This is a genomic window from Microbacterium sp., assembly GCF_031178445.1.
In the GTDB taxonomy this organism is placed as follows: domain Bacteria; phylum Actinomycetota; class Actinomycetes; order Actinomycetales; family Microbacteriaceae; genus Microbacterium.
In genome coordinates, this window is record NZ_JAPSIY010000003.1 from 114,963 (window position 1) to 139,078 (window position 24,116).

Genomic DNA, 24,116 nt, shown 5'->3' on the forward strand with positions numbered 1-24,116 from the left:
TGGTGTTTCGGTCTGATGGCGGGCGAGCGCGGTCCGGAGTGGTTACGCGGCCGGGGCTTGCTGGTCAACGGGATCGGAGCCGACCTCTCCGCTGAGGGTCAGGGTGGCGAGCACAGCCGCGGCGAGCAGGATGCCCGCGCCGACGACCAGTGCCGTGCTGTAGCCGTCCACGAGTGCCTGCGGGCCGGCGCTTCCGGTCCTGGCGGTGACTGCGGCGGCGACGCCTGCGAGGACCGCGAGGCCGAGCGCGACGCCGATCTGCTGGGCGGAGTTGAGCAGCGCCGAGGTGATGCCCGCCTTGTCGGCGTCGACTCCGTAGACGGCGGCCTGGGTGAGGGCCACGACGCCGAGTCCGAAGCCGAGCGCGATGACGAGCATCGCTGCGGCCATCCCTGTCCAGTAGCCCGTCTCCACGGTGATTCGCGAGAACCACAGGGCCCCGCCTGCCGCGAGGAGTCCGCCCAGTGCAGCGACCCAGCGCGGCGCGATCTTCAGCAGGAGCTTCGGTGCTACGCCCGCACCGATGACGATGCCGACTGCGAATGGGAGCCAGGACAGGCCGGTGGCCAGCGGGCTGAATTGCCGGACCTCTTGGAGGTAGAGGGTGATGACGTAGAAGGTGCCCATCGGCCCGATCGCGAGCCCCAGCATCGTCAGGTAGGCCCCTGCCCGACGGCGGTCTTTGAACAGGGACAGCGGTACCAGCGGAGTCAAGCTCGAGCCCTGGACTTGGACGAAGACGGCGAGCAGCAGGGCCGCCAGCGCGACGAGGCCCCAGGCGATCGGATCCGCGAAGCCGGCCTCGCCGAACCGGGTAATCGAGTAGACCAGCGCGACCATTCCAACGGTGCCGAGCACCGAGCCGAGCATGCCGAGGCGTCCCGCGTGGCGGTCGGCCGCGACCAGGGTGCGGGTACCCCAGAGCACGAGAAGGCCGATCGGCACGTTGATGAAGAAGACCCAGCGCCAGTCGAGCAGGTCGGTGAGCACGCCGCCGAGCAGCAGTCCGACGACGATGCCGAGCCCGGACATCGCGCCGTAGAGCGAGAGCGCCCTGTCACGCATCGATCGTTCGGAGAACGTCGTGGCGATCAGTGCCAGGGCATTCGGCGCTGCCATCGCCGCGCCGATGCCCTGCACGGCGCGGGCGACGATCAACATCTCCACGTTCACGCCTAGTCCGCCGACGAGGGAGGCTACGACGAAGACTGCAATGCCGAGCCGGAGCGTGTGTCTCCGGCCCCACAGGTCGCCGATCCGCCCGCCGAGCAGGAGCAGTGCCCCGAACGCCAGGATGTAGGCGTTGACGACCCAAGGCAGGTGGATTGGGGCGACGTCGAGCTCGCTCTGGATGCTGGGCAACGCGATGTTCACGATCGAGTCGTCGAGCACGAGCATCAGCTGCGCCGTCGCGATCACCAGCAGTGGCACCAATCCGGCTCGGGCCGTCGTCGACGCTGTCATCCTCTTCTCCTTCCCCGCACTGCCTGGAGCAGGTGCGGGACGCGTGCACGGTCGTGCCCGGCTGCGTGAATTACGCCGAGCGGGCACCAAAAGCAACTCTATACCCCCCTAGGGTATCCGGGCCGAGTTGGGTCTTGTACGTGACGGTGCAGCGAGGAGTCCTGCCGCCTCATGAGCGACGCGGTTCCTTCGGGCTGGGGCCTGAGTTTGAGGCGCGCAGTCCTCGACCCGCGCCGCCGCGTGCTCGGCTTCGTCGGCGAGGCGAAGGCGCTCAGGACGTGGCGCATCAACCGCTTCCCAGGTAGCCGATCGCTAGGCTAAGCCCGTGTGGCTCGCGGTGGGGTGGGCTTCGTCGCGAGAGGTTGGTATGTAGCGGAACTCGGTGGAGTTCCGCTTCAACGTGTGACCACCGGCCGTGCCACCGCCGACCGTTCAGGGGTGGCGCGGCGGCAGGTCCATGCGGTTGAGGCGGGCCGCATCGACGATCGAGTCGATCCGCACGATCCTCTCTTCGGCGACGGTGCACGAAATGAGGGCGATGGGCCGCCCGGAGGCGGCCGCCCATGCCAGGATGCCGGGCCGACCGTTGACGTTCACCCGGCGCGCCTCCGCCCGTGCAGGGTCGCCTCGGCGCACCTCCGCGAGCAGCTCATTCGCTCCCATCCGCACGGTGTGACCGTGCGCGGTGTGGCGGTACCAGGCGACATCGGGGTGGAGCACCTTCAGTAGAGCATCGAAGTCGCCGCCGCGTGCGGCTGCGAGGAACGCGTCGACCACTTCGCGTCGTTGGCGTCGTTCCTCGGTCGGCAGCGGCTGGTCCTGAACCTTGCGTCTCGCGCGACTGGCGAGCATCTTCGCCGCATCGGCCGAGCGTCCCACGATCTGTCCGATCTCGGCGAACGGGACGGCGAACACATCGTGCAGCACGAACGCGAGGCGCTCCTCGGGGCCCAGCGACTCGAGTACGACGACCAGGGCGAGTCCGACCGACTCTGCGGCCAGAGCGGCATCCTCCGGACCGTCGACGTCTTCGGTCACCACCGGATCGGTTTCCCGATCGCCGAAAGGCGACTCGGCGCGAGCGGTCCGACTGCGCAGGCTGTCGATGCAGATCCGCCCGATGACGCGGGTGAGCCATCCACCGAGGTTGTCAATGCCTTCGCCCTGGTGACGTTGCAGACGCAGCCAGGTCTCCTGCACGGCGTCCTCCGCATCCGCCCGCGAACCGAGCGCGCGCGTCGCCACCGCCAGCAGCCTGGGTCGATGCTCCTCGAAAGTCATCGAGAGTTCGTGCGGGTCCATGGTCGTTACCTTCCTCCGGCGTCGTCCGTCATCACAGTGACGAGCCATGACGGCTGAACGTAACCATGAGAGGACAAGACCATGGATGTGATGCTGTGGATCACCGCAGGGGCCCTCGCGGTGGCATTCGGTATCGGAGGCGCCAGCCAGATACTGCTCACCAAGGAACGCTATCGCGCGGCTGGGCCGAGTCAGCACTGGGTCGACGACTTCAGCGCCGGGCATGTCAAGGTGATCGGTGCGATCAAGCTCATCGGCGTCGTCGGCCTGGTCCTGCCGCCCCTGACCGGCATCGCGCCGCTTCTGTCGCCGATCGCCGCCTGCGGGCTCATACTCCTCATGGCCGGTGCCGCGACGACGAGGTTTCGCCGTAGCGAGTGGGCTCTGATGGCAGGCGATGTCGCATTCCTCCTGGCGTTCGCCTTCCTCGCCTGGGGCAGGTTCGCACTGGCGCTGTTCGCGTCCTGAGCGGTCGGCGCACCGGGGCGTGCCAACATCGATCCATGTCATCGATTCAGGCTCTCAGCGACGATCACAGACGCATCCTCGCGCGATGGGCGGCGAGCTGCGCGGAGCACGTGCTCTCGCTTTTCGAAGCGGATGCCGCGGCATCTGAAGCGATAGCGGACGCCATCGCGCGCACCCGCGCATACAGCGCGGGGGAGAGCACCGCCGGCGAGGAGATCAGCAGACGCCTGATCCCGGTGAAGGCCGCGAATGCCGCGACCACAGCTGCAGGCGCCGCTGCAGCCAGGTCGGTCGCCCAAGCGGCCGCCGTCGCACACATGGGCGCTCATGCGCTGGGTGCGGCCGCATACGCGGCGAAGGCCGTGTCGCTGGCGCACCCCGACCGGCCGGACGCCGTCGAGGCGGAGATCCGCTGGCAGTTGGATCAGCTGAGCGAACCCGAGCGATCCGCGCTGCGGCTTCTTCCGCCGCTCGGCGCCGACTCGTCCGGACCGCTCGGCGAGGGCCTCCTGTCGCGCGGTGTGCTCGCCTCGACCATCCGAGCGATCCAGGCCGAGATCATCGCGCGCGGATGAATCCGGCAACCGGCGTAGGGCTTTCAGCCGCGGTGACGAGCGATCCGATCGGATCGGATCCTCGCGATCGGGTGCGGACGCGGGCGGTCGGGCGAGAGTGGATCCGAAGGGAGCAGCCATGATCGACGTACTCAACCGGCTCGTCGACGAGATCGAGGAGCATCTCGGCGACGCGCTTGACATCGATGCCCTCGCCGCGAGCATGGGCACCACCGGGTATCACGCCAGGCGGATGTTCTCGTCGCTCGCCGGCATGCCCGTGTCGGAGTACGTTCGGCGACGGCGCATGACGATCGCCGCATCCGACGTGATCGGTGACGAGGATCTGCTGTCGATCGCCGTCCGCTTCGGGTACGGGTCGACGGAGGCGTTCGGTCGTGCGTTCCGAGCGGTGCACGGCGCCAGCCATGGCGACGTGCGACGTCACGGCGGCCCCCTTCGCAGTCAACCACAGCTCAGGTTCCGCCTGACCGTCGAAGGGAGTTCACCCATGCATGCCCGAATCGTCGAACGCGACGCGTTCCGCCTGATCGGCCACGCCACCCGCGTTCCGCTGATCCATGAAAGCGTCAACCCGCATATCCAGCAGCACATCGCGTCGCTGCCGGCCGCCGAGCACGAGCGGCTCAAGCAGCTGAGTGCTGCAGAACCCGCCGGCCTGCTGCAGGTCACCGCCGATGTCGACCCCGACTACTCCGAGGGGAGCGAGCTGACGTACCTGCACGGGGTGGCCGTCGATGTGAGCGCCGCGACGCCGGACGACCTCGACGGGATCGAGGTCGACGCCGGTGAATGGGCGGTGTTCCGCACCTCGGGACCGTATCCGGCTTCGCTGCAGTCCGCGTGGTCGGCGACGGCGACCGAGTGGTTCCCGTCGAACCCGTGGCGCCTGCGACCCGGCCCGTCCATCGTCGCCGTGCTGGAGCGCTCGCCGGATTTCAGCACCGCCACGTGCGAGCTGTGGATGCCGGTCGAACGCAGCTGAGGTGCAATGCGAGCGTAGGCGGTCGAACGGGGTCGACCGCCTACGATCTCGGCGGCACCCGCTGGCGATCTTGCTAGGCTTGGTCGTCGCCGTTCGGCGCGCGAAGCGATGAACGGGACCAGCCAGGAGGACACCGCAACCGTGACGCAGCAGAGCATCTTCGAGCATGAAGGCCGTGCCGTTCCGTACATCGTCGAAGGTGAAGGCCCGATCGGGTTGGTGCTGATCGCCGCGGCTGCTCTGGAAGCAGATCCACTCGGCGTCGTGGCGCATTACCTCGCCGAGGAAGCGGGATTCCATGTCGTGCGCATCGGCGCCGACGCCTCGTCCGCCGGTCGTGAACAGCGAGCGGCCGATGCCGTGGCGGTGATGGATCATCTCGGCTTCGCGGATGCCTGGATCGGCGGTTACGGCTCCGGTGGGAAGATCGCACGTGTGCTCACCGCCGCGCATCCCGATCGCGCGAACGGTCTGCTGCTGCTGGGCGTGGAGGAGGACGACACGTCGCTGGCTCCACTGATCCCGGTGCTGATCATCCAGGGCGCCGACGACGCCTCGATGCCGCCGTCGAACGGTGAGGCGCTTCAGGCGATCGCGCCGGAGCGAACGAGCGTCAAGACCATCGCCGGGGCGGACCATCGGTTCCCGGTGACGCATCTCATGGACACCGCGGTCACGATCGAGGAGTACCTCGACTGGGACTGAGCCGTCGGTCGGGTGCGGTTCAGGATTCTGAGGGCCTTCTGTTCAGGCTCTTGCGCAGGAACACCTGCTCGGTGCCGTCGCCCTGGGGTATCCGCTCGGTCTCCCGGTATCCGCACCGCAGGTACAGTCTCAGGTTGGCCTCACTCAGGCTGCCGGTGAAGAGCTCCGACTCCACGGCATCCGTCGATGTCTCGGCGACGTCAAGCAGCATCCGCCCGATGCCTTCTCCCTGCACGTCGGGAGCGATCGCGATGCGCCCGATCAGAAGCAGGTCGCCGTCCCGACGCGCGCGCAGCGCGCCGACGAGGCGACCGTCGATGCGGGCCGTCCATCCGATGCCGTCGCGCAACTCCTCCTGCACCTGCTCCAACGTCTGGGTCAGTGGGGGCATGTCCGCGCTGCCGTAGATCTGGGCCTCGGACACGAATGCGGCTCGCTGCAGCGTCAGGACCTCTCCCGCATCCTCAACGCGAATCGGCCCGATCTCCACTCGCGCACCGGACTCGGCGACGGCGACGGCGGAAGTCAATGCGGCGTCTCCTTCTTGGGTACCCCGAGTGCGGCGTTCGATCCGGCGCCGATCTCGCCGAACACCCGCAGCCGCCGCCAGCGTCGCACGCGCCGCGGGGACGGCTCTCCCGATCCGCTGACGGCCGAAGCCGCCGCGGGTGTCGCCGTGTCACGTTCGGTGCGATCGCCACGGGTGATCGGAACCGGCGGGTTCAGCCGCCGCGCGACATCGGCGACCTCCGCGGCGCTCGGGCGGGCGTGTGGATCGAGGGCCGTCATTCGGTGCAACAGCTTCGCCCAGTCGGCGTCGAGCCAGTCCGGAAGCTCAGGTGGCACGCTCTGACGTGCCGCTATCGCCTCGGCGGGTGTGAGGTTCGTGTAGGGGCGACGTCCGGTGAGTGATTCGACCAGCACGACGCCGAAGGCGAAGATATCGGCCGACGGCGCCGGTGCCGCGCCGCGCGCCTGCTCTGGCGCGACATAAGCGGGGGTTCCGAGGGCCATCGCCGGTGCGTTCGCCGGGGACCCCGTGACCAGCTGCGCGATGCCGAAGTCCGCCAGCTTCGCACGCACCGGACGTGTTCCGACGCCGGTGGAGGCGAGCAGCACATTGGACGGTTTGACATCCCGATGAACGATGCCGGCGCCATGCACCGCGCTCAGGGCATCGGCGAGGTCCGACGCCAGGTCGGTGAACTCGCCTCCGGTCAGGGGCGTGTCCTCGTCGAGTCTTTCGCGCAGACTCCGGCCGTCGACGTAGTCCATCACCAGGTACTCCGGGCCGCCGGGCAGGATCTTCGCATCGAGCAGAGTCACCAGGCACGGGTGATCGATTGCGGCCAGGGCGGCCATCTCCCGGCGGGTGCGTGCTCCCGCTCCGGGGCCGTCGGTGCCTGCACGCATGATCTTCACCGCGACGGTGCGATCGAGCGTCACATCCTCGGCGCGGTACACGATCGCCGTTCCGCCACGTCCGACGCAGTCGCCCAGCCGATAGCGGCCGTCGAGAAGCTCTTCGGTCGGGGTCTCATCCAGTCGCGTCGTCATGGGTCCTCCGTCGGCGGTTCGGGTTCGTACCGACGATGCATCCGAGGTTACGAGGCCCGCTGCACGCTGTCGGGGGGCTTGACGAATCCGCGGAGTGCGCACTCTTCTCGACGCCATGCGATGTCAACCCCCTCCGGGCGGCCTGACGCTGGCCGGTACCGTCGCTGCCGTGTTCAACCGCCGTCGCACGGCGAGGAAGCAGAGGAGACAGCATGGCTGAAGCGAAGAAGACCGCACAGAAGAAGCCGACGAACAAAGGCACATCCGCGGCGAAGACCACGCGCCGTCAGAACACCGAGAAGGGCTTCACCGCCTCAGAGGCGCTGACTGCCAGCCTGCAGTCCGTGATGATCGACCTGCTCGAGCTCTCACTGCAGGGCAAGCAGGCGCATTGGAACGTCGTCGGCCGCAACTTCCGCGATCTGCACCGGCAGCTCGACGAGATCATCGAGGCCGCCCGTGCGTTCAGCGACACGGTCGCCGAGCGCATGCGAGCGCTGCACGCCGTCCCGGACGGACGCAGCGACACCATCGCTGAGACGACCACGCTTCCGGCCTTCCCAGCCGGCGAGGTGTCGACAGAAGACACGGTCGGCCTGATCACCGAACGGCTGGACGCGACGGTCGCGACCATGCGCGGCGTGCACGACCAGGTCGACGAGGAGGACCCGACGTCGGCGGACATCCTGCATCAGATCATCGAGAAGCTGGAGCAGTTCGCCTGGATGGTCAGCGCCGAGAACCGCTCACCCGCGGGCGGCTGATCACCCGGCGATGCGGCGGTTCCGTTCCCGGAACCGCCGCATCCGCGTTCCCGGCCGATACGGCGACACACCGCCGCCGACCAGGCCATCGTCGGGCGATCACCCCCAGACCGAGCGCGCGCCCGCCTCGCCGATCAGCACGATCATCACCGTGCTCCCGGCCGCCACGATCACCGCGGCCACCGCGAGCACCGCGGAGATGACGCGGTCGCCACGCCGGGGCTCGGCATCCGGGCGCGACGTGCGGAAGCGGTGCCAGCCCCACTGGGCGACGGCGACGACGAACAGTGCGACGGCCCACGGCGGCAGCATCCGGCCCAGCGACTCGTGGTGCTCGACCGCGGGCAGCGGACCCACCGTCTCTTTCAGATCCTCGCCGGCGAGGATCGTCACCGGGACGAGCGCGAGGACGAGCAGCGCCGCCAGCGGCGTGACGGCGCCGAGACGGCGGCGCGCGGCGGGGACGATCGCTCCGAGCACCAGTGCGATCGCCGTGAGGGGCAGCAGCACGACGAGAGCGTGCACGATCAGTGGATGCAGGGGAAGCCCCGCGATGTCTGGCAGGTCCATACTCGGAACACGGGATCCGGCTCGCGCAGGTTCATTGAACGCGAGCGACATCGATCTCGTGTCCATCGCGGGAGGTGACGGATGCCGAAGGACGATGCGGCGCGATTGGGTGCGCTCTACGACGCGCACGCGACTCCCGTATGGCGATATGTCGTACACCTCACCGGCGACCGCGCCGCCGCGGACGACGTCGTGCAGGAGACGCTCCTGAGAGCCTGGCGAACTCCGCGCATCCTCGCCGAGGATCCTGCGGCGACCCGCTCATGGATGTACACCGTGGCACGTCATCTCGTCGTCGACGACGCGAGAAGCGCTCGCCGCCGCCACGAGATCCCCGTACCGGATGCACCGGAGACGGTTCTGCGCGACGCGACGGACGCGGTGTTCGACTCGATACTCATCGAGGATGCGCTCGCCACGCTCAGCGCCGCGCACCGCGACGTCGTCGTGCGCGCCTATTACCTGGGGATGTCGGTCGCTGAGATCGCCGGCGAGCTGACGGTTCCGGAAGGCACGGTCAAATCACGGCTGCACTACGGGCTGCGCGCCCTTCGGCTCGCACTTCAGGAGAAGGGAGTGACGCGATGACCGCAGATCACGAACGATTCGCGGAGTGGGATGCCGCGTACATCCTCGGCACTCTCACCCCGGCCGACCGCGACCTCTACCAGGCGCACCTGGCCGACTGCGCCCTGTGCGTCGCGGCCGTCGCCGAGCTCGCGCCCCTACCCGGTCTGCTGTCACGCGTCTCGCGGGAACGTGCCACATCGCTCCTGGCCGGCTCGGACGACGTCGAAGACGCCGGTCGAGCCGAGATCGCGGGCGAGCCGGATGCGGCACGCCGCGCGGAGATCATCGGCATCGGCGAGGCGCGGGCGCGACGTGCGCGTCGCACGCGTTGGGTGGGGGCGGCAGTCGGCGCTGCGGCTCTGATCGCGGGCGTCGTCCTGGTGCCGAGCTGGCTCGCGCCGGACGAGGCTCCCGCGATCGTCCTGGAGGCGGTCGCCGACGTGCCGCTGTCGGCATCCGTGCGGCTCGACGACGTCGCGTGGGGCACGCGTGTGACCATGACCTGCAGCTACGAGCGCGCCGCCGATGCGCCCGACGGCGGCTGGGAGTACGAACTCGTCGTCATCGCCGATGACGGCACCGAGACGCCGCTGTCCACGTGGCGGGCACTTCCCGAGCGCACCGCCGAGATCACCGCGGGAACTGCGCTGCACTCCGCTGACATCGCTGCTGTCGAGGTGCGCTCGGCGAAGACGGGTGCTGTGCTGATGAGCACGGCGCCCCAGGCGCCAGGGGACGACTCGCCGTAACGGATCCCGTTGAACCGCGCTGGTGCGCATCTCGTGTTCCCGCTGACGGGACGTCCGTCCCAGGACAGGAGACACGCCATGAAGACCAGGATCAGTTCTGCGTTCGCCGCCGCGATGTTCGTCGTCGCACTCGGACTCACGGCCTGCTCGTCACCGGCGGGGGATGACGGCGGATCCCAGCCACCGCCCGCCGACTCCGGTTACGGCGCACCGTCCGAGTCCGAGGAGACCGCGCCGGGTGGGGAGGGCTCGGCGGCGCTCACCACGGCGGACTCGTCGCTCGGAGAGATCGTCGTCGACGGCGAGGGAATGACCGTGTACATGTTCGACAGTGACACCCAGAACGCGGGAGCGAGCACGTGCGAAGGGCAGTGCGCCGAGAACTGGCCGGCTGTGACGGTCGAGGGCGACGCTCCTGAGCTCGACGGGGTGACCGGTGAGGTCGGCACGATCACCGGTGTCGACGGCGCCACCCAGGTGACTCTGAACGGGTGGCCGTTGTACTACTTCGCCGGAGACTCCGCCCCTGGCGACGTGAAGGGTCAGGGCGTGAACGACGTCTGGTGGGTGCTGTCGCCCGCTGGCGAGCGGATGGCCGAGTAGTCGGCGTTTCTCATCGCCGCCCCGCCGACGACGAGGCCGTCGTGCTCCATCGGAGCACGACGGCCTGGGACGTTGTCAGAGCAGTGTCAGGCGGCCTGGGGGAGCAGCGTGAACGACACCGCGCCCTGCTCGTCGACTGCCGCGTCGAGGACCTTGTCGGCCAGTGCGTCGGCGGCCGCCTCCTCGAGGAAGACGTGCAGCGCGTCGTCACCGACGACGGCGTCACCCGGTTCGGGCATCGGCGCCACCGTCACCGCGAAGCGCGGCTCGTCGGCGGTGCCCGAGGAATGGATGCGCAGACCCGCGTCGGGCGTCGTGCTCTGCTGGGCGACGATGGTCGCCGCGATCGTGTTTGCGTTCTCGGTCAGGGTGAGCATGTCGCTCTCCTTCCGGTTAGCGGACACCGCACCGGACGGCGCGATGTCCGGGCCACGATTCCTCACCTGCCGTCGTCATTCAACCTGAGGACGGCGACTCGGAGGCCTTTCACACGTTCGCGGCCGTCATCGGTCTCTCCGGTCGCGCGGTCCGGCCTCGGAGCTGCGCTCGCGTCGTACCAAACCCAGAGGCAGTGCGACCCAGAGCACGAGCACGAAGACGAGACCGACGGCGCCCGCGATGAAGGCCGCCGTGCGGCTCACGGCGATGTCGAGGATGAAGATCGTCACGCCGACCGTCACCGCGCCGATCACGACGAGGTTCGCCTTGACGAGGCGGTCGGCGACCTTCACGAGCTCGGGTTTCATGCGACGGGCGAACAGGAAGCGGTGCAGGCCGACCGGAGCCAGGGCCAGCACCGTCGCAGCAGCGGCGAGCAGCACGAGCGCGACGTAGAGCGTGCGCTGCAGTCCGTCGAGATCGGTGAACAGCGGCTGGAAGGCGACGGCCAGAAGGAACCCGGTGAGGATCTGCGTACCCGTCTGCATCACCCGCAGCTCCTGCATCAGGTCCTCCCAGTTGCGGTCGGCGCGCTCCGAGGGCGTCTCGTCACGGCCGTCGTGCTGCGCATCTGCGGCCATCAGCGGACCGTCCCTGTCGTCGATGGATCGATGGTCATGATCGGACGGTACCTCACGCGCCGCTCGGACGGGAAGCTCGGCTCGGCGCCAGATCCCGGCAGAAGGCGTAGCATCGGAGCATGACCGATTCACGGACCCGGCATGTCGAGCGGCCGCTCGCGCCGGCGCCAGGGCTTCAGCTGATCGGGACGGATGCCGATGCCGGGCTCTGCGTCGACGGCATCTGTGTGCTGCCGGGTCAGCAGGGTGCGATGACGCCCGTCGAGAAGACGGACTGACGCGCCGGAGGGCGCTCCGCGCCGAAGCGGGAGCGCCCTGCGTGCGTCAGTGGCCGGCGTGGGCGGGCGCTTCTGCGCCGTCGTCCTCCGGCTTGCGGATCAGGAAGGCGCCGACGATCGTGAGGGTTGCGATGACGGCACCGATCGCCACGGCGACGCGGGTGGCCGCGGCAACGGCCGTCGGCTCGCCGGTGCCGCCGCCGGCCGCGGCGACCGCGGTGAACGCGGCCATCATCACGGCGATCCCCGCTGCACCCGCGACCTGCTGGATCGTGCCGATCATGGCGCTGCCGTACGAGTAGAACTTCGGCTTGAGCGAGGCGAGCGACGCGGTGAACAGCGGTGTGAACGACAGGGCGAGTCCGACGGAGAGAAGCGTCTGCGTCACGAGCACCAGCCACACGGAGGTGTCGACGGTGAGAGTGGTGTACATCCAGAGCATCGCGGCGGCCAGGATCGATCCCGGTATCAGGAGGACCTTGGTGCCGCGCTTGTCGTAGATCCGGCCGATCACGGGTCCGAGCAGCCCCATCGCGAGCGCGCCGGGGAGCACGACGAGACCGGCGTTCACGGTCGGCAGCAGCAGGGCGTCCTGCAGGAACAGCGGGATGACGGTGATGCTGCCGAAGAACGCGAGCGAGAGCAGGAACATCTGCGCCATCGACAGCGAGAAGTCCCTCGACGCGAAGATGCGCAGGTCGAGCAGCGCGTCGTCCTTCTTCTGCAGTACCACCTGACGCCACAGGAACACGGCCAGCCCCACCACGCCGACCACGAGGGCGATCGCCAGCGGAGCCCAGCTCTGACCCTGCCCGAGGCCGCCCACCTGGCTGAGGCCGAAGACCAGACCGCCGAAGCCGAACGCCGACAGGATGATCGAGAGCACGTCGATCGGGGCATGCGTGGTCTCGCCCACGTTCGTGAGCCAGCGCCATCCGATGAACATCGCCGCCAGAGCGATCGGCAGCACGACCACGAAGATCGAGCGCCAGCCGAACGTGTCGAGCAGGAAGCCCGACATGGTGGGGCCGATCGCGGGTGCCAGCGACATCACGACGCTGACGCGGCCCATCATGCGGCCACGCGAGGCCGGAGGAACCAGGTTCATCAGCGTCGTCATCAGCAGCGGCATCATGATGGCGGTGCCGGAGGCCTGCACGATACGGGCCACCAGCAGCATCGGGAACCCCGTGGCGACGGCCGCGACCAGCGTGCCGGCGGAGAAGAGCGTCAGCGCACCGAGGAACATCTGCCTCGTCGTGAAACGCCGCAGAAGGAAGCCGGTGGTGGGGATCACGACGGCCATGGTGAGCATGAAGGCACTGGTGACCCACTGCGCGGCGATCGGTGTGATGCCGAGATCGGTGATGAGGTGCGGGATCGCCATGCCCATCGTCGTCTCGTTGAGGATCGCCACGAAGGCGGCGGCCAGCAGCACCCAGATCACGGCCATGTCCTTGCGAGCGATGTCGCCGGACGCGGTGGCCTGCACGGGGGAGGGGCCGGTGTGGACGGCAGACATGGTTCTCCTCGAAGGGTCGTGCGGGAAGTCTCGCGAATGCGACGGAACAGCGTTACAGCGTAACCGGTGCCGTCGACATCGCATTCCCCTTCTGCCAAGATCCGCTGTCGGCGGATCGCACTAGCCTGAGGGGATGAGCATGGGTGGTGGAGGGCGCGGCGGATTCCGCGGCGTCGACGAACAGGCTCAGCGGCGTCTCAACGCCGAGGCGCCCGAAGTCGAGGGGCTGGGCAGACGCGTCGTCGCCCTCTTCATCCCCTATCGCGGGCGACTCGTCGTCACGGCCCTGCTGGTCGTGCTCGGCGCTGGGCTCGCCGTCATCCCACCCCTGCTGGTGCAGCGCGTCTTCGACCACGCTCTGTTCCCCCTGGACGGCGGCGCACCCGATCTGAGCCTGCTCACGCTGCTGGTCGGCCTGATGATCGGCCTCTTCCTGCTCTCGGCCGTGGTCGGCGTCGTGCAGACGTGGCTCACCTCCACGGTGGGTAACGAGGTGACCGGCGACCTGCGGGTTCGGCTGTTCGAGCATCTGCAGGCGATGGAACTCGGATTCTTCACCCGCACCAAGACCGGGGTGATCCAGTCGCGGCTGCAGAACGATGTCGGCGGCGTCTCAGGGGTGCTCACGAACACCGTCACCAGCATCCTCGGCAACAGCGTCACCGTGGTCGCATCGCTCGTGGCGATGGTGCTCATCGACGTGCGCCTGACGCTGATCGCCGTGGTCATGATGCCGGTCCTGGTGCTGATTCAGCGCCGCGTCGGTCAGGTCCGCGCGCGGATCGCCGGCGAGACGCAGGAGTCCCTGTCGGAGTTGACCAGCATCACGCAGGAGACCCTGAGCGTCTCGGGCATCCTGCTGTCGAAGTCGTTCAACAGGCAGCGGACCGAGTCCGTGCGCTATCAGGCGGAGAACCGCAATCAGGTGCGGCTCCAGGTGCGCAGGGCCATGAGCGGTCAGGGGTTCTTCGCCGTGGTGCAGGTGCTGATGGCGAGCGTGCCGGCGGTGATCTATCTCGTCGCCGGCCTGTTCATCACCGGCGGCTCGGAGACGATCACGGCCGGAGCCGTCGTGGCGTTCACGACGGTGCAGGCCCGGCTGCTGATGCCGCTGATGGGTCTGATGCGCGTGGCACTCGACCTGCAGACGTCACGCGCGTTGTTCGCCCGCATCTTCGAATACCTCGATCTGGTGCCCCAGATCAGCGACCGGGCCGACGCGAGACGCGTGACGGACGCTCCAGGGCCACGCGGCCGGGTCGAGTTCCAGGACGTCGTGTTCCGCTATCCGGATGCCGCGCCCGACACGAGGCCGACACTGGACGGCGTCTCCTTCACGGCCGAGCCGGGGAGCCACGTCGCATTCGTCGGGCCGTCCGGCGCGGGCAAGACTACCATCCTGTACCTCGCGCCCCGGCTGTACGAGGCGAGCAGCGGGCGGGTGCTGTTCGCGGGAGCCGACGTGCGCACGCTGAGCCAGGAATCCATCGTCGACGACATCGGCATCGTGTCGCAGGAGACGTATCTGTTCCACGCCACCATCCGCGAGAACCTGCGATACGCCAAACCCGATGCCACTGATGCCGAGCTCGAAGCAGCTTGCAGGGCGGCGAACATCCACCATGTCATCGCGGGCTTCGAGAACGGCTATGACACGGTCGTCGGCGAACGCGGCTATCGGCTCTCGGGAGGCGAGAAGCAGCGGATAGCGATCGCCCGCGTGCTGCTGAAGGACCCGCCGGTGCTGCTGCTGGACGAGGCGACGTCGGCACTGGACACGGTCTCCGAGCGGGTGGTGCAGGGCGCACTGGACGCGGCGGCGCGAGGGCGCACGACCTTGTCCGTGGCGCACCGACTGTCGACCGTGGTCGGCGCCGACATCATCCACGTGGTCGACGCGGGGCGCATCGTCGAGTCGGGCACGCATGCCGAGCTGCTCGCCGCCGACGGTCTCTACGCGGCGCTCGCCGCCGAGCAGCTGGCGGCCGGCCGCGCGATCGAGGAGGCGTCAGGCTGATCGGACCCGGCATTATGCCGGTGCCGGTGCCGGTGCCGGTGCCGGTGCCGGTGCCGTGCCGGTAGAAGGGAACCACGCGCCGAGGCTCGCGGCGACGCGCAGAGCCGTCGTGAGAGGGTTTGGGGATCAGTGCACGGACAGCCCGCCGTCGACGAAGAGCGAGTGCCCGGTGACGTAGGCGGATCCGGGTCCAGCGAGAAAGACCGCCGCGGCTGCGAAATCGGCCGGCTCCCCGTTGCGGCCGATCATCGTGCGCGCCGCGAGCTCTGCGACCTTGGCCTTGTCCTCCTGCAGGCGGGCGTTCAGGGGAGTGAGCACGAAACCCGGCACGAGGGTGTTGCTCGTCACCCCGGTGCCTCCCCATGCCTCGGCTTCGGAGCGCATGAGGGACTCGACGGCCCCTTTCGAGACGCCGTAGACGCCACTGGACACGAACGCGCGGTGCGCCTGCTGTGAGCTGATATGGATCAGCCGGCCGTACCCGCGCTCGGCCATACCCGGTGCGAAGCGCTGACCGAGCAGGAAAGGGGCGAGCGAGTTGACCGTCAGCGTCACATCCCAGTCCTCTTCGGTGATCTCCGCCATCGGGGGCCGGATGTTGATCCCCACCGAGTTCACGAGGATGTCGGGTTGGCCGAACGGCTCCGTCACCGCGTCGGCGACAGCGCGGATGCCGTCGCGGGTGCTCAGGTCGCCCGGCACCCCCGCTGCGCGGCATCCCGCCTCGGTCAGTTCTGCGACTGTCTCATCGATACGGTCGGAGCCGCGCGCGACGATGACGGTCGCCGCCCCCGCGCTGGCGAGGGCGGTGGCGATCGCGCGGCCGATTCCGGATGATCCGCCGGTGACGACGGCGGTGCGGCCCTGCAGGGAGAAGAGCGAATCGAGGTATGCGTTCACGTGATCACCAGTTCAGTGCCGCGCTGAGCGACGGGTCAGGCGCTGCGTGCGCGTATTCGGGTATCGCCCGCAGCGACTCCTCGAAGGCGTCGAGCGCAGCGGCGTAGGCGGGATCGGGATGCTCCGCAGCGGTTCGCCGCAGCGGAGGCAGGTCCATCGCGAGGATGAGCGCGAGTCGTGCCCGCACCGCGGCGGCGTTCCCATCGGCGCGTAGCACGTCGATGCCGCCCAGCAGCGCCGCGGTGTAGTCGTGCAGCACGGGCAGACGATCCTTGCCCTGCGTGATGGACGTCCCGTCGGCGCGCACGCGCCAGTGCACGACGACGTCGGGGATCACGTCGAACGCGCGCGCTCGGGTGTACATGCGCTGCGCGACGATCTGGTCCTCGTAGGCGACGTTCTCGGGAAAGCGCAGGTGGGACCACAGCTCGGTGCGGCTGAGTTTCGACCACGCCACGATGTTCGCCGACGCGTCCGGGTGCTCGGCGAGCGTGACTCCGAGCCGCCGCGGCGACGTCGCCCTCGCGACCCAGGGCTGCACGCGACCGGGGCGATAGGCGCCGTGGGTCCGGCGGCTGCGCACATAGGCGCCGGCGACGAAGTCGCTTCCGGACTCGTCGAGCGTGTCGAGCCAGGTGCGCAGCGCGTGCGGGGTGAACTCGTCGTCGGCATCGAGGAATCCGACGAACGGAGTGTCGACCCTGTCGAGCGCGACGTTGCGCGCGGCACCCAGCCCGCGCGCCTCATGGTGGCTCAGCAGCGTGAAGCGGGAATCGGATGCCGCCGCGTCCGCGAACACCGCTCCCGTGTCGTCGTGAGAGCCGTCGTCGACGAGGACGGCTCGCCAGCGTTGCTCGGTCTGCGCTCGCAGCGATGCGATGGCCGCAGGGGCGTACGGGGCGACGTCTCGTCCCGGCACGATGATCGTCGCTCGCGCATCCACGTCCCGAGTCTATGGCGCCATGTGCCGCCCAGGCCGCGGGTTACGGGATGCGGGGCGGACGCGTAGCCTGCCCCCATGACATCGCTTTCGCACGAAGCGCTCGACTGGCTGCTCGATTCCGACCCTGCCGTGGTCTGGCAGGTCGAGCGCGACCTCCTCGGGGCCGAGCCGGAGCGATGGGAGGCGACGCGGGCTCGGGTGGCCACCGAGGGCTTCGGCGCCGCGATCCTCGCCCGTCAGCAGGACGACGGGCAGTGGGCCGGTGGTGCGTACTTCCCGTCCAAGGACTTCGCAGCGGAGGGGGTGATCGCACGCCGACCCGACCAGCAGCCGTGGATCGCCACGACGTGGGCGCTGAAGGATCTGCGGGATCTCGGGGTGAATCCTTCCGCCCTCGCAGGCACCGCCGAGAAGCTCGCCGACAACAGCCGCTGGGAGTACGACGACCTGCCCTATTGGGGAGGCGAAGTCGACGTCTGCGTCAACGCCCTCACGCTCGCCACCGGAGCATGGCTGGGGGCCGACGTGTCGGCGATCGCGGCATGGTTCGCCGCGCACCGTCTGGCCGACGGCGGATGGAACTGCGAGGCGGAAGAGGGGAACTCGGTGCGGTCCTCGTTCCATTCGACGCTCAACGCCGTGTCCGAGATGCTGGCGTACGAGCGTCTGACGGGCGACGAATCGGTGCGCGACGCTCGACACGGCGGCGAGGAGTATCTGCTCGAGCGCCGGCTGATGCGCAGGCTGTCGACGGGCGAGATCGTGGCGCCGTGGGTGTCGGACTTCATCGCTCCTCGGCGCTGGCGGTACAGCGCGCTCGCCGCCGCCGACCATTTCAGGCAGGTGGCACTCCTTGAGCGCACGCCGCCCGATCCCCGGCTCGCCGAGGCGGTGAGTGCGGTGCGTGCCGCGAGGCGCGACGACGGCACCTGGCTGCAGGGCGAGGCGCACGGCGGAGCCGTCTGGGTCGAGGTCGACGTCGCCCCTGGCGAGCCCTCGAAGTGGCTCACGTTGATCGGCACGCGGGTGCTCGATTGGTGGGACAGCTCGCCGGGGGCCTGACCCGCGCCATCGTCGGGTCGGACCGGCCAGGGATGTGCGCTGACAGCCGAATCCCTACCAGATCGTGGTCTCGGTCATGATGATCCGACGGCGGCGACGGCGTCAGCGACCAGGGCGGCGAGACGCCCGGCCGCCCCGTCGGGAAGCGCAGTGCGGCCGAATGTGAAGCGCACCGAGGTCTGGGCGACCTCGGCCGGGATGCCCAGCGCCAGCAGCACGGGGGAGGGGTCGTCGCTGCCCGCCGCACATGCCGATCCGCTGGACGTGATGACCCCGCGCCGTTCCAGTTCGAGAAGCACAGCCTCGCCGCTCGTGCCCGCGAATGTGAAGCTCGCCAGGTTGGGAAGTCGGTGGTCCGCTGATCCGGTGAGGGCGGCCGACGGCACGCTCGCCAGCACCAGAGCGATGAACTCGGCCGTCGCCGCGGCGATCGTCGACCCGTATCGCTGGCGCTCCGCCTCGGCCAGTTCGAGCGCGGTCGCGAGGGCGATCGCGCCCGCGACATTCTCGGTGCCGCTCCGGCGGCCCCGTTCCTGGCCTCCCCCGTGCAGCAGGGGTTCCAGCGGCACCCGCGATCGCACGGCCAGCGCGCCGATCCCTTTCGGGGCGCCGAGCTTGTGACCCGCGATCGAGATCGCGTCGACCCTGCAATCCCGCCCGAGGGGGCGCAGATCCAGCCAGCCCGCCGACTGCACGGCATCCACGTGCACAAGCACGTCCTGCTCGTGGGCGATGGCGATGAGGGGGGCTGCATCCTGCACGGTGCCGATCTCATTGTTCGCGTGCGCGAACGTCAGCAGCGCCGTGTCGTCGCGCAGCGCGTCGGCGACCGCATCCGACGGCAGACGGCCGTGAGGGTCGACGTCGACGCACGTCAGCTCCACGCCGTGGAAGCGACGCAGGTACTCGGCCGATTCGAGGATGGACTCGTGCTCGATCGAGCTGGTGACCAGGTGGCGTCCGCCGCTGCCGAGCAGGATGCCTTTGACCGCCAGGTTGTTGGCCTCGGTGCCACCGGAGGTGAAGATCACCTCGCCCGGTCGCATCCCCAGTGCGGCTGCGACCCTGGAGCGAGCACTCTCCAGCGCGTCGGCAGCGGCTTCGCCCTTCGTGTGGTGGCTCGAAGGGTTGCCGAAGACCTCGGCGAGGTACGGCCGCATCGCCTCGAGCACCTCCTGGCGCACCGGGGACGTCGCGGCGTGGTCGGCGTACAGCACGGGCGTCAGCCGACCCGCACGTCGAGTCCGAGATCGAGAGCGCGGGCGGAGTGCGTCAGCGCTCCCACCGAGATCACCTGCACCCCCGTCTCGGCGATCGCGCGCACCGTGTCGAGGTTCACTCCGCCGGACGCCTCCGCGGTCGCTCGCCCCGCGATCTGGTCGACCGCCGCGCGCAGATCCTCCAGCGAGAAGTTGTCGAGCAGCACCGTGTCGGCACCGCCGGTCAGTACGGCCGTGATCTGGTCGACCCGGTCGACTTCGACGACCACATGGGTGGTGTGCGGCAGCCGCGACAGAGCATCCCGCAGCGCCGAGCCGAGATCCTGGCCCTGCTGACGCAGCACGGCCAGGTGGTTGTCCTTCGCCATCACCGCATCCGACAGCGAGCGGCGGTGGTTGCTGCCCCCGCCGGAGACCACGGCGTGCCGTTCGAACTCCCGCAGGCCAGGAGTGGTCTTGCGGGTGTCGGCGATGCGCACTCCTGTGCCGTCGACGGCGTCGACGTACGCAGCGGTGAGGGTGGCGATGCCGCTCATGCGCTGCGTGAAGTTCAGTGCGACCCGCTCGGCTGTGAGGATGCTGCGCGCCGACCCCTGCACCGACGCCAGCACGTCGCCGGCCTCGAACCGGTCGCCGTCGGCGACGTGCAGATCGACCTCGACGGTCGGATCCGTGAGGGTGAAGGCGGCCGCGAAGACGTCCCCGCCGCTGAACACGCCCGGCTCGCGGGCGCCGAGGTCGGCGGTCGCTCGCGCCTCGGCTGGCAGCAGGGACGTGCTGGTGAGATCGCCCCACGGCGCGTCCTCCTCGAGCGCGGCGCGTACTGTGCGGTGCAGAGTGGCCAGCGTGATCATCGGGCTCCGATCAGGGCGGGACCGCGTGCCGGTGCGACGCGGAAGTGCGCCCCCAACGACTCGGTGCGGGTGAGAGCGGCGGATGCCATCGCGCGGGCGACGAGCAGCAGATTGGCGTTCTCCTGGTCGACGGCCGTGCGAGGTTCCGGCGCGCGCCAGGCATCGATCAGGCGCGCGGCGCGCTCGAGCCCCGCGTCGTCCCGCAGCAGTCCGACGTGCTGCCACATGAGCCGCTGCAGTGCCGCGCGCGAGAAGGGCTCCCCGGGATCCAGGTCGCGATTCGTGCCGGAGAGACCGCGGGACAGCGGGACGAGCTGCGACCCGCGGTCCGCGCGGGTCGCAGATGCGACGGATGCTGCGGGCCACGGCGCGTCCAGGGATTGCGCCAGACGAGCGCCGAAGACGGCGCCCTCCAGCAGCGAGTTCGAGGCCAGGCGGTTCGCGCCGTGCACACCGGTGCACGCGGTCTCGCCGACGGCCCAGAGGCCGGGAAGCGTGGTGCGACCGGTGACGTCGGTCACCACGCCACCCATCAGATAGTGAGCCGCGGGGGAGACGGGCACGGGTGCGCGCGACCAGTCCCGGTCGCGCCGTCGGAGTTCCGCGTCGATGGTCGGGAACCTCCCGCGCAGCGTCTCGGCGCCGAGCGCGGTCGCGTCGAGCAGCACTGGCGAGCCCTGAGCCGGCTCCCGTCGCGCGATGGCCCGCGCCACGACGTCGCGCGGGGCGAGTTCGCCGTCGGGATGCTCGTCGAAGGCGAACCGCCGGCCGTCGGCGTCGATGAGCACAGCGCCCGCGCCGCGCACGGCCTCGGAGATGAGGAAGCCGTCCGCACCCACGAGGACGGTCGGATGGAACTGCATGAACTCCAGGTCGGCGACCGCCGCCCCGGCGCGCAGCGCGATCGCGATGCCGTCGCCGGTGGTGCCGGCCGGGTTGGTGGTGCGCGAGTACAGCTGCCCGGCGCCACCCGTCGCCAGCACGACCGCGTCGGCGTCGATCCGCGTCCCGTCGAGAAGGCGGATGCCGACGGCCCTGTTGTCGCGGACGACGACGTCGACGGCGAACGCGTGCTCGCGCACCCGGACGGCGGTCTCACGCAGCCGCTCGACCAGCGCGACGGAGATCGCGAGGCCGGTCGCGTCACCTCCCGCGTGAGCGATGCGCGGAAGGCTGTGCGCTGCTTCGAGACCGCGCGCGACCGCGCCGTCCGCCGTCCTGTCGAAGGGGACTCCGGCGTCGGCGAGCGCGTCGATGGCCGCGGTCGCACCGTCGACCAGTGCCGCGATCGCGGTGGGATCGCCGTGTCCGCCGCCTGCGTGCATGGTGTCGAGGGCGTGCAGCGCGGGCGAGTCGCCAGGGCCGTACAGCCCTGCGATGCCGCCCTGAGCGTGGGCGGTGCTGCCGTCCCCCAGAGCGCCCTTGACGAGGATCTCGACTTCGTGGCCGAGCGCGTCTGCGCGCAGTGCCGCGGTGAGGCCTGCGACGCCGGCGCCGACCACGATCATCTTCATCGCGGCCTCGCCGCCAGCATCCGCTCGAGCGCCACTCGCGCCGGCTGCGCGACATCGTCTGAGACGCGGATGCGGTTCGGCGCGCGCCCCGCCACCAGCTCCTCGAGCACCCAGGCCAGATAGCCGGGATGGATGCGGTACATCGTCGAGCACGGGCAGACGACCGGGTCGAGGCAGAAGATCTCGTGCTGCGGATACTGCGCCGCCAGGCGGCGCACGAGGTTGATCTCGGTGCCGATGGCAAAGGTCGTCGGTTCGGTGGCCGCGTCGATCGCCTTGCGGATGAAGTCGGTCGAACCGGCCTCGTCGGCGGCGTCGACCACCTCCATCGGGCACTCGGGGTGCACGATCACGCGCACAGCGGGATGCTCCGCGCGCGCCTGCTCGATCTGCGCGACGGTGAAGCGCCGGTGCACCGAACAGAACCCGTGCCACAGGATCACCCTGCTGTTCTGGAGCACATCCGCCGACGAGCCACCGAGGGGTCGGCGCGGGTTCCACAGCGGCATCAGGTCGAGGGGCACGCCGATCGCCTTCGCGGTGTTGCGTCCGAGGTGCTGGTCGGGGAAGAACAGCACACGCCGTCCGCGCTCGAAAGCCCGTTCCAGGACGGTACGTGCGTTCGACGAGGTGCACACGATGCCGCCGTGGCGGCCGACGAAGCCCTTGATCGCGGCGGATGAGTTCATGTACGTCACGGGGATCACGGGGAGCAGTCCATCCTCATCGGCCTCGTCGAGGGGGCCGAGAACATCGGCGAGCTGCTCCCAGCAGTCCTCCACCTGGTCGATGTCGGCCATGTCCGCCATCGAGCACCCGGCGGCGAGGTTCGGCAGCAGTACGGCCTGATCGGGGCCGGAGAGCAGATCGGCCGTCTCGGCCATGAAGTGCACCCCGCAGAACACGATGGCCTCAGCATCCGGATGCTCCAGCGCCGCATTCGCGAGCTGGAACGAGTCGCCCACGTAGTCGGCGTGGCGCACGACCTCTTCGCGCTGGTAGAAGTGCCCGAGCACGACGACCCGGTCGCCGAGCGCCTTCTTGGCGGCACAGATGCGCGCGTCGAGTTCGTCCTCGCCTGCCTCGCGGTACTCGACGGGCAGCTCACCCTGTCGCGGGGCGCCGGTCGGGATGACGTCACCCATCGACGACCCAGGGCCGTAGCCAGGGCGCGTGTCGAAGTCCCAGGGGCCGGCCGCGAGGTCGGTGCTGCAGGTCGATTCGGCGGATGCGCCGCCGACGATCGCCTGCAGCGCGTGCTCGACCGATGGGTCGATCGGTCGGACGGGGATCGTGGGGATGGACATCGCGCGCCGCCTTCTGGTCACTTCGACACTTACTGTGCGCGACCAGATTATGTCGATCTGACCAGAAGTGCAATCCGCCGTCGCTCGGCGCGAGGCAGATGCACGGCTGCAGGGCATCGACCGGGCGTGTCGCCACGCCGGCGCCGGACCTCCCGCATTCGACCGAGCCTCTGCTCCCGTCGGGGCGGCTCGGCGTGTTCCCGCGGCGGACCCGGATCAGGCGTCGGAGACGTAACGGTACAGCCGTGCGGGGCGGTGCTTGCCGGTGCGGAACGACTCGGTCGGAACGAGCTCGTCAGAGCCTTCGAGCAGGCGACGGAAGTTCGAAGGGTCCAGTCGACGGCCCAGCACGGCCTCGTAGACCTCCCGCAGCTCGGTGAGCGTGAACTCGTCGGGCAGCAGGCCCGCGGCGATGCGGCTGTACGCCACCTTGTTCCGCAGCCGGTCGAGTGCGTAGGCCGCGATGCGGTTGTGGTCGAAGGCGAGGGCGGGCAGCGCGTCGACATCGAACCATTCGACGTTCTCCGGCGCGCCCTCGGTCGCCCGCTGCGCATCGACGAGATCGGAGCGCAGCAGCGCCCAGTAGACGATGGAGATCACCCGCGTGGGCGCGCGGTCGACGTCGCCGAACGAGTAGAGCTGCTCCAGGTAGCTCGGCTTGAGCGCGGTGGTGTCGGCGAGCGTGCGGGATGCTGCACTGTCGAGGTCCTCGGCGGGGTCCAGCCAGCCGCCGGGAAGCGCCCAGGCCCCGAGATGCGGCTGGCGGGTGCGGCGCACGAGTGGCACCATCAGACGATCGCCGTCGGCGGCATCGCGGAGCGAGAAGATGACCGTCGACACGGCGACGCGAATCGCGTCGTGTTCACCCGTCTCGCCTGTCACATCGAAGAGCCTAGGGGGTCGGTGCCCGAACCCCGCACCCGTCACCTCGCCGCTGCGCGCGGTGCGACGGCGCCCGCTATGCTGGAGCCCTAACTGAACACAGGCCGTACGAGCTGTGCGGGAGAGTCCGGTGATCGCAGCCGGGCACCGAAGGAGCAAGCCTCCCCGCCAATCTCTCAGGTACCCCTACCGTGCAGTTCCGGCCACTCTGAAAAGCGATTCCGCGCGCTGCGAGGAATCCGCCGACGGTGAAAGCCCCACTCCACACGAGGCCGGGCGAAGCTCT

The 24,116-nt window shown here is 69.5% G+C and carries 26 protein-coding genes and 1 riboswitch; of the genes, 11 read left to right on the forward strand and 15 right to left on the reverse strand.

The window, feature by feature from the left end; genetic code table 11:
- Positions 1–42: 42 nt before the first annotated feature.
- Positions 43–1,464 (reverse strand): MFS transporter, encoded by a 1,422-nt coding sequence (locus RIN43_RS05665; RefSeq protein ID WP_309127915.1) that lies wholly within the window; start codon positions 1,462–1,464, stop codon positions 43–45.
- Positions 1,465–1,896: 432 nt separating this feature from the next.
- Positions 1,897–2,766 (reverse strand): sigma-70 family RNA polymerase sigma factor, encoded by an 870-nt coding sequence (locus tag RIN43_RS05670; protein ID WP_309127916.1) that lies wholly within the window; start codon positions 2,764–2,766, stop codon positions 1,897–1,899.
- Between the two features lie 81 nt (positions 2,767–2,847).
- On the opposite strand from RIN43_RS05670, the gene RIN43_RS05675 reads away from it, so the two are divergent.
- From RIN43_RS05675 to RIN43_RS05690, 4 genes are all read left to right on the forward strand, one after another.
- A complete protein-coding gene (locus RIN43_RS05675; protein ID WP_309127917.1) occupies positions 2,848–3,234 on the forward strand; it encodes a DoxX family protein in 387 nt (128 codons plus the stop codon).
- A gap of 35 nt (positions 3,235–3,269) precedes the next feature.
- Positions 3,270–3,809, forward strand: a complete 540-nt coding sequence (locus RIN43_RS05680; protein WP_309127918.1) for a putative immunity protein — start codon at positions 3,270–3,272, stop codon at positions 3,807–3,809.
- A 118-nt stretch (positions 3,810–3,927) separates the two neighbouring features.
- Positions 3,928–4,794: an AraC family transcriptional regulator gene (locus RIN43_RS05685; RefSeq protein ID WP_309127919.1), complete on the forward strand. Its 867-nt coding sequence runs from the start codon at positions 3,928–3,930 to the stop codon at positions 4,792–4,794.
- A gap of 141 nt (positions 4,795–4,935) precedes the next feature.
- Positions 4,936–5,499, forward strand: coding sequence for an alpha/beta hydrolase (locus RIN43_RS05690; protein ID WP_309127920.1), 564 nt, complete (start codon positions 4,936–4,938; stop codon positions 5,497–5,499).
- A 19-nt stretch (positions 5,500–5,518) separates the two neighbouring features.
- Here the strand turns inward: RIN43_RS05690 and RIN43_RS05695 are convergent, their stop codons facing one another.
- Both RIN43_RS05695 and RIN43_RS05700 read right to left on the reverse strand, forming a co-directional pair.
- The gene (locus tag RIN43_RS05695) at positions 5,519–6,028 is read right to left on the reverse strand and encodes a GNAT family N-acetyltransferase (RefSeq protein ID WP_309127921.1); all 510 of its coding nucleotides are present in this window, start codon (positions 6,026–6,028) and stop codon (positions 5,519–5,521) included.
- The gene (locus tag RIN43_RS05700) at positions 6,025–7,056 is read right to left on the reverse strand and encodes a serine/threonine-protein kinase (RefSeq protein ID WP_309127922.1); all 1,032 of its coding nucleotides are present in this window, start codon (positions 7,054–7,056) and stop codon (positions 6,025–6,027) included. The genes RIN43_RS05695 and RIN43_RS05700 overlap by 4 nt, the downstream gene beginning before the upstream one ends.
- Positions 7,057–7,268: 212 nt before the next feature.
- Here RIN43_RS05700 and RIN43_RS05705 point away from each other — a divergent pair, with 212 nt between their 5' ends.
- Complete coding sequence (locus tag RIN43_RS05705; protein ID WP_309127923.1) at positions 7,269–7,820, forward strand: DNA starvation/stationary phase protection protein; 552 nt, start codon at positions 7,269–7,271, stop codon at positions 7,818–7,820.
- A gap of 99 nt (positions 7,821–7,919) precedes the next feature.
- Here RIN43_RS05705 and RIN43_RS05710 read toward each other — a convergent pair whose 3' ends face one another.
- The gene (locus RIN43_RS05710) at positions 7,920–8,390 is read right to left on the reverse strand and encodes a DUF2231 domain-containing protein (protein ID WP_309127924.1); all 471 of its coding nucleotides are present in this window, start codon (positions 8,388–8,390) and stop codon (positions 7,920–7,922) included.
- Positions 8,391–8,471: 81 nt separating this feature from the next.
- On the opposite strand from RIN43_RS05710, the gene RIN43_RS05715 reads away from it, so the two are divergent.
- From RIN43_RS05715 to RIN43_RS05725, 3 genes are all read left to right on the forward strand, one after another.
- Positions 8,472–8,978 carry a sigma-70 family RNA polymerase sigma factor gene (locus RIN43_RS05715; RefSeq protein ID WP_309127925.1) on the forward strand — a complete coding sequence of 169 codons (507 nt, stop codon included), beginning with the start codon at positions 8,472–8,474 and terminating at the stop codon, positions 8,976–8,978.
- Positions 8,975–9,709, forward strand: a complete 735-nt coding sequence (locus tag RIN43_RS05720) for a zf-HC2 domain-containing protein (RefSeq protein WP_309127926.1) — start codon at positions 8,975–8,977, stop codon at positions 9,707–9,709. The genes RIN43_RS05715 and RIN43_RS05720 overlap by 4 nt, the downstream gene beginning before the upstream one ends.
- A gap of 78 nt (positions 9,710–9,787) precedes the next feature.
- Positions 9,788–10,312, forward strand: a complete 525-nt coding sequence (locus RIN43_RS05725) for a hypothetical protein (RefSeq protein WP_309127927.1) — start codon at positions 9,788–9,790, stop codon at positions 10,310–10,312.
- Between the two features lie 86 nt (positions 10,313–10,398).
- Here RIN43_RS05725 and RIN43_RS05730 read toward each other — a convergent pair whose 3' ends face one another.
- Entirely contained in the window at positions 10,399–10,689 is a 291-nt protein-coding gene (locus RIN43_RS05730) for a Fe-S cluster assembly protein HesB (RefSeq protein ID WP_309127928.1), read from the reverse strand.
- A 126-nt stretch (positions 10,690–10,815) separates the two neighbouring features.
- On the reverse strand, positions 10,816–11,331 hold the full coding sequence (locus RIN43_RS05735; RefSeq protein ID WP_309127929.1) for a DUF6328 family protein: 516 nt from the start codon (positions 11,329–11,331) through the stop codon (positions 10,816–10,818).
- A gap of 119 nt (positions 11,332–11,450) precedes the next feature.
- Here RIN43_RS05735 and RIN43_RS05740 point away from each other — a divergent pair, with 119 nt between their 5' ends.
- On the forward strand, positions 11,451–11,609 hold the full coding sequence (locus RIN43_RS05740; RefSeq protein ID WP_309127930.1) for a hypothetical protein: 159 nt from the start codon (positions 11,451–11,453) through the stop codon (positions 11,607–11,609).
- A 46-nt stretch (positions 11,610–11,655) separates the two neighbouring features.
- Here RIN43_RS05740 and RIN43_RS05745 read toward each other — a convergent pair whose 3' ends face one another.
- Positions 11,656–13,131, reverse strand: coding sequence for an MDR family MFS transporter (locus RIN43_RS05745; protein ID WP_309127931.1), 1,476 nt, complete (start codon positions 13,129–13,131; stop codon positions 11,656–11,658).
- A gap of 139 nt (positions 13,132–13,270) precedes the next feature.
- Between RIN43_RS05745 and RIN43_RS05750 the strand changes: the two genes are divergently transcribed.
- Positions 13,271–15,148, forward strand: a complete 1,878-nt coding sequence (locus RIN43_RS05750; protein ID WP_375163715.1) for an ABC transporter ATP-binding protein — start codon at positions 13,271–13,273, stop codon at positions 15,146–15,148.
- A gap of 126 nt (positions 15,149–15,274) precedes the next feature.
- Here the strand turns inward: RIN43_RS05750 and RIN43_RS05755 are convergent, their stop codons facing one another.
- Both RIN43_RS05755 and RIN43_RS05760 read right to left on the reverse strand, forming a co-directional pair.
- Positions 15,275–16,048, reverse strand: coding sequence for an SDR family oxidoreductase (locus RIN43_RS05755; RefSeq protein WP_309127933.1), 774 nt, complete (start codon positions 16,046–16,048; stop codon positions 15,275–15,277).
- Between the two features lie 4 nt (positions 16,049–16,052).
- Positions 16,053–16,991, reverse strand: a complete 939-nt coding sequence (locus tag RIN43_RS05760) for a glycosyltransferase family 2 protein (RefSeq protein WP_309127934.1) — start codon at positions 16,989–16,991, stop codon at positions 16,053–16,055.
- A gap of 75 nt (positions 16,992–17,066) precedes the next feature.
- On the opposite strand from RIN43_RS05760, the gene RIN43_RS05765 reads away from it, so the two are divergent.
- Positions 17,067–18,053: a squalene cyclase gene (locus RIN43_RS05765; protein WP_309127935.1), complete on the forward strand. Its 987-nt coding sequence runs from the start codon at positions 17,067–17,069 to the stop codon at positions 18,051–18,053.
- A 74-nt stretch (positions 18,054–18,127) separates the two neighbouring features.
- Here the strand turns inward: RIN43_RS05765 and RIN43_RS05770 are convergent, their stop codons facing one another.
- The 5 genes from RIN43_RS05770 to RIN43_RS05790 all read right to left on the reverse strand — a co-directional run bounded on the left by RIN43_RS05770 (position 18,128) and on the right by RIN43_RS05790 (position 23,830).
- Positions 18,128–19,270 carry a cysteine desulfurase family protein gene (locus RIN43_RS05770; RefSeq protein ID WP_309127936.1) on the reverse strand — a complete coding sequence of 381 codons (1,143 nt, stop codon included), beginning with the start codon at positions 19,268–19,270 and terminating at the stop codon, positions 18,128–18,130.
- Positions 19,271–19,275: 5 nt separating this feature from the next.
- Positions 19,276–20,127 (reverse strand): carboxylating nicotinate-nucleotide diphosphorylase, encoded by an 852-nt coding sequence (gene nadC, locus RIN43_RS05775; protein WP_309127937.1) that lies wholly within the window; start codon positions 20,125–20,127, stop codon positions 19,276–19,278.
- The gene (gene nadB, locus RIN43_RS05780; RefSeq protein ID WP_309127938.1) at positions 20,124–21,641 is read right to left on the reverse strand and encodes an L-aspartate oxidase; all 1,518 of its coding nucleotides are present in this window, start codon (positions 21,639–21,641) and stop codon (positions 20,124–20,126) included. Before nadB ends, nadC begins: the two co-directional genes overlap by 4 nt.
- The gene (nadA, locus tag RIN43_RS05785) at positions 21,638–22,948 is read right to left on the reverse strand and encodes a quinolinate synthase NadA (protein ID WP_309127939.1); all 1,311 of its coding nucleotides are present in this window, start codon (positions 22,946–22,948) and stop codon (positions 21,638–21,640) included. Before nadA ends, nadB begins: the two co-directional genes overlap by 4 nt.
- A gap of 216 nt (positions 22,949–23,164) precedes the next feature.
- The gene (locus RIN43_RS05790) at positions 23,165–23,830 is read right to left on the reverse strand and encodes an NUDIX domain-containing protein (RefSeq protein ID WP_309127940.1); all 666 of its coding nucleotides are present in this window, start codon (positions 23,828–23,830) and stop codon (positions 23,165–23,167) included.
- A gap of 108 nt (positions 23,831–23,938) precedes the next feature.
- Positions 23,939–24,032: riboswitch (glycine riboswitch) on the forward strand.
- Positions 24,033–24,116: the final 84 nt, after the last annotated feature.

What these genes read in the sequence shown, in the direction of transcription:
- RIN43_RS05665 (WP_309127915.1), bottom strand. Translation starts at nt 1,464, where the DNA reads ATGACAGCGTCGACGACGGCCCGAGCCGGATTGGTGCCACTGCTGGTG.
- RIN43_RS05670 (WP_309127916.1), bottom strand. Translation starts at nt 2,766, where the DNA reads ATGGACCCGCACGAACTCTCGATGACTTTCGAGGAGCATCGACCCAGG.
- RIN43_RS05675 (WP_309127917.1), top strand. Translation starts at nt 2,848, where the DNA reads ATGGATGTGATGCTGTGGATCACCGCAGGGGCCCTCGCGGTGGCATTC.
- RIN43_RS05680 (WP_309127918.1), top strand. Translation starts at nt 3,270, where the DNA reads ATGTCATCGATTCAGGCTCTCAGCGACGATCACAGACGCATCCTCGCG.
- RIN43_RS05685 (WP_309127919.1), top strand. Translation starts at nt 3,928, where the DNA reads ATGATCGACGTACTCAACCGGCTCGTCGACGAGATCGAGGAGCATCTC.
- RIN43_RS05700 (WP_309127922.1), bottom strand. Translation starts at nt 7,056, where the DNA reads ATGACGACGCGACTGGATGAGACCCCGACCGAAGAGCTTCTCGACGGC.
- RIN43_RS05705 (WP_309127923.1), top strand. Translation starts at nt 7,269, where the DNA reads ATGGCTGAAGCGAAGAAGACCGCACAGAAGAAGCCGACGAACAAAGGC.
- RIN43_RS05710 (WP_309127924.1), bottom strand. Translation starts at nt 8,390, where the DNA reads ATGGACCTGCCAGACATCGCGGGGCTTCCCCTGCATCCACTGATCGTG.
- RIN43_RS05715 (WP_309127925.1), top strand. Translation starts at nt 8,472, where the DNA reads ATGCCGAAGGACGATGCGGCGCGATTGGGTGCGCTCTACGACGCGCAC.
- RIN43_RS05720 (WP_309127926.1), top strand. Translation starts at nt 8,975, where the DNA reads ATGACCGCAGATCACGAACGATTCGCGGAGTGGGATGCCGCGTACATC.
- RIN43_RS05725 (WP_309127927.1), top strand. Translation starts at nt 9,788, where the DNA reads ATGAAGACCAGGATCAGTTCTGCGTTCGCCGCCGCGATGTTCGTCGTC.
- RIN43_RS05730 (WP_309127928.1), bottom strand. Translation starts at nt 10,689, where the DNA reads ATGCTCACCCTGACCGAGAACGCAAACACGATCGCGGCGACCATCGTC.
- RIN43_RS05735 (WP_309127929.1), bottom strand. Translation starts at nt 11,331, where the DNA reads ATGGCCGCAGATGCGCAGCACGACGGCCGTGACGAGACGCCCTCGGAG.
- RIN43_RS05740 (WP_309127930.1), top strand. Translation starts at nt 11,451, where the DNA reads ATGACCGATTCACGGACCCGGCATGTCGAGCGGCCGCTCGCGCCGGCG.
- RIN43_RS05745 (WP_309127931.1), bottom strand. Translation starts at nt 13,131, where the DNA reads ATGTCTGCCGTCCACACCGGCCCCTCCCCCGTGCAGGCCACCGCGTCC.
- RIN43_RS05750 (WP_375163715.1), top strand. Translation starts at nt 13,271, where the DNA reads ATGGGTGGTGGAGGGCGCGGCGGATTCCGCGGCGTCGACGAACAGGCT.
- RIN43_RS05765 (WP_309127935.1), top strand. Translation starts at nt 17,067, where the DNA reads ATGACATCGCTTTCGCACGAAGCGCTCGACTGGCTGCTCGATTCCGAC.
- nadC (WP_309127937.1), bottom strand. Translation starts at nt 20,127, where the DNA reads ATGATCACGCTGGCCACTCTGCACCGCACAGTACGCGCCGCGCTCGAG.
- nadB (WP_309127938.1), bottom strand. Translation starts at nt 21,641, where the DNA reads ATGAAGATGATCGTGGTCGGCGCCGGCGTCGCAGGCCTCACCGCGGCA.
- nadA (WP_309127939.1), bottom strand. Translation starts at nt 22,948, where the DNA reads ATGTCCATCCCCACGATCCCCGTCCGACCGATCGACCCATCGGTCGAG.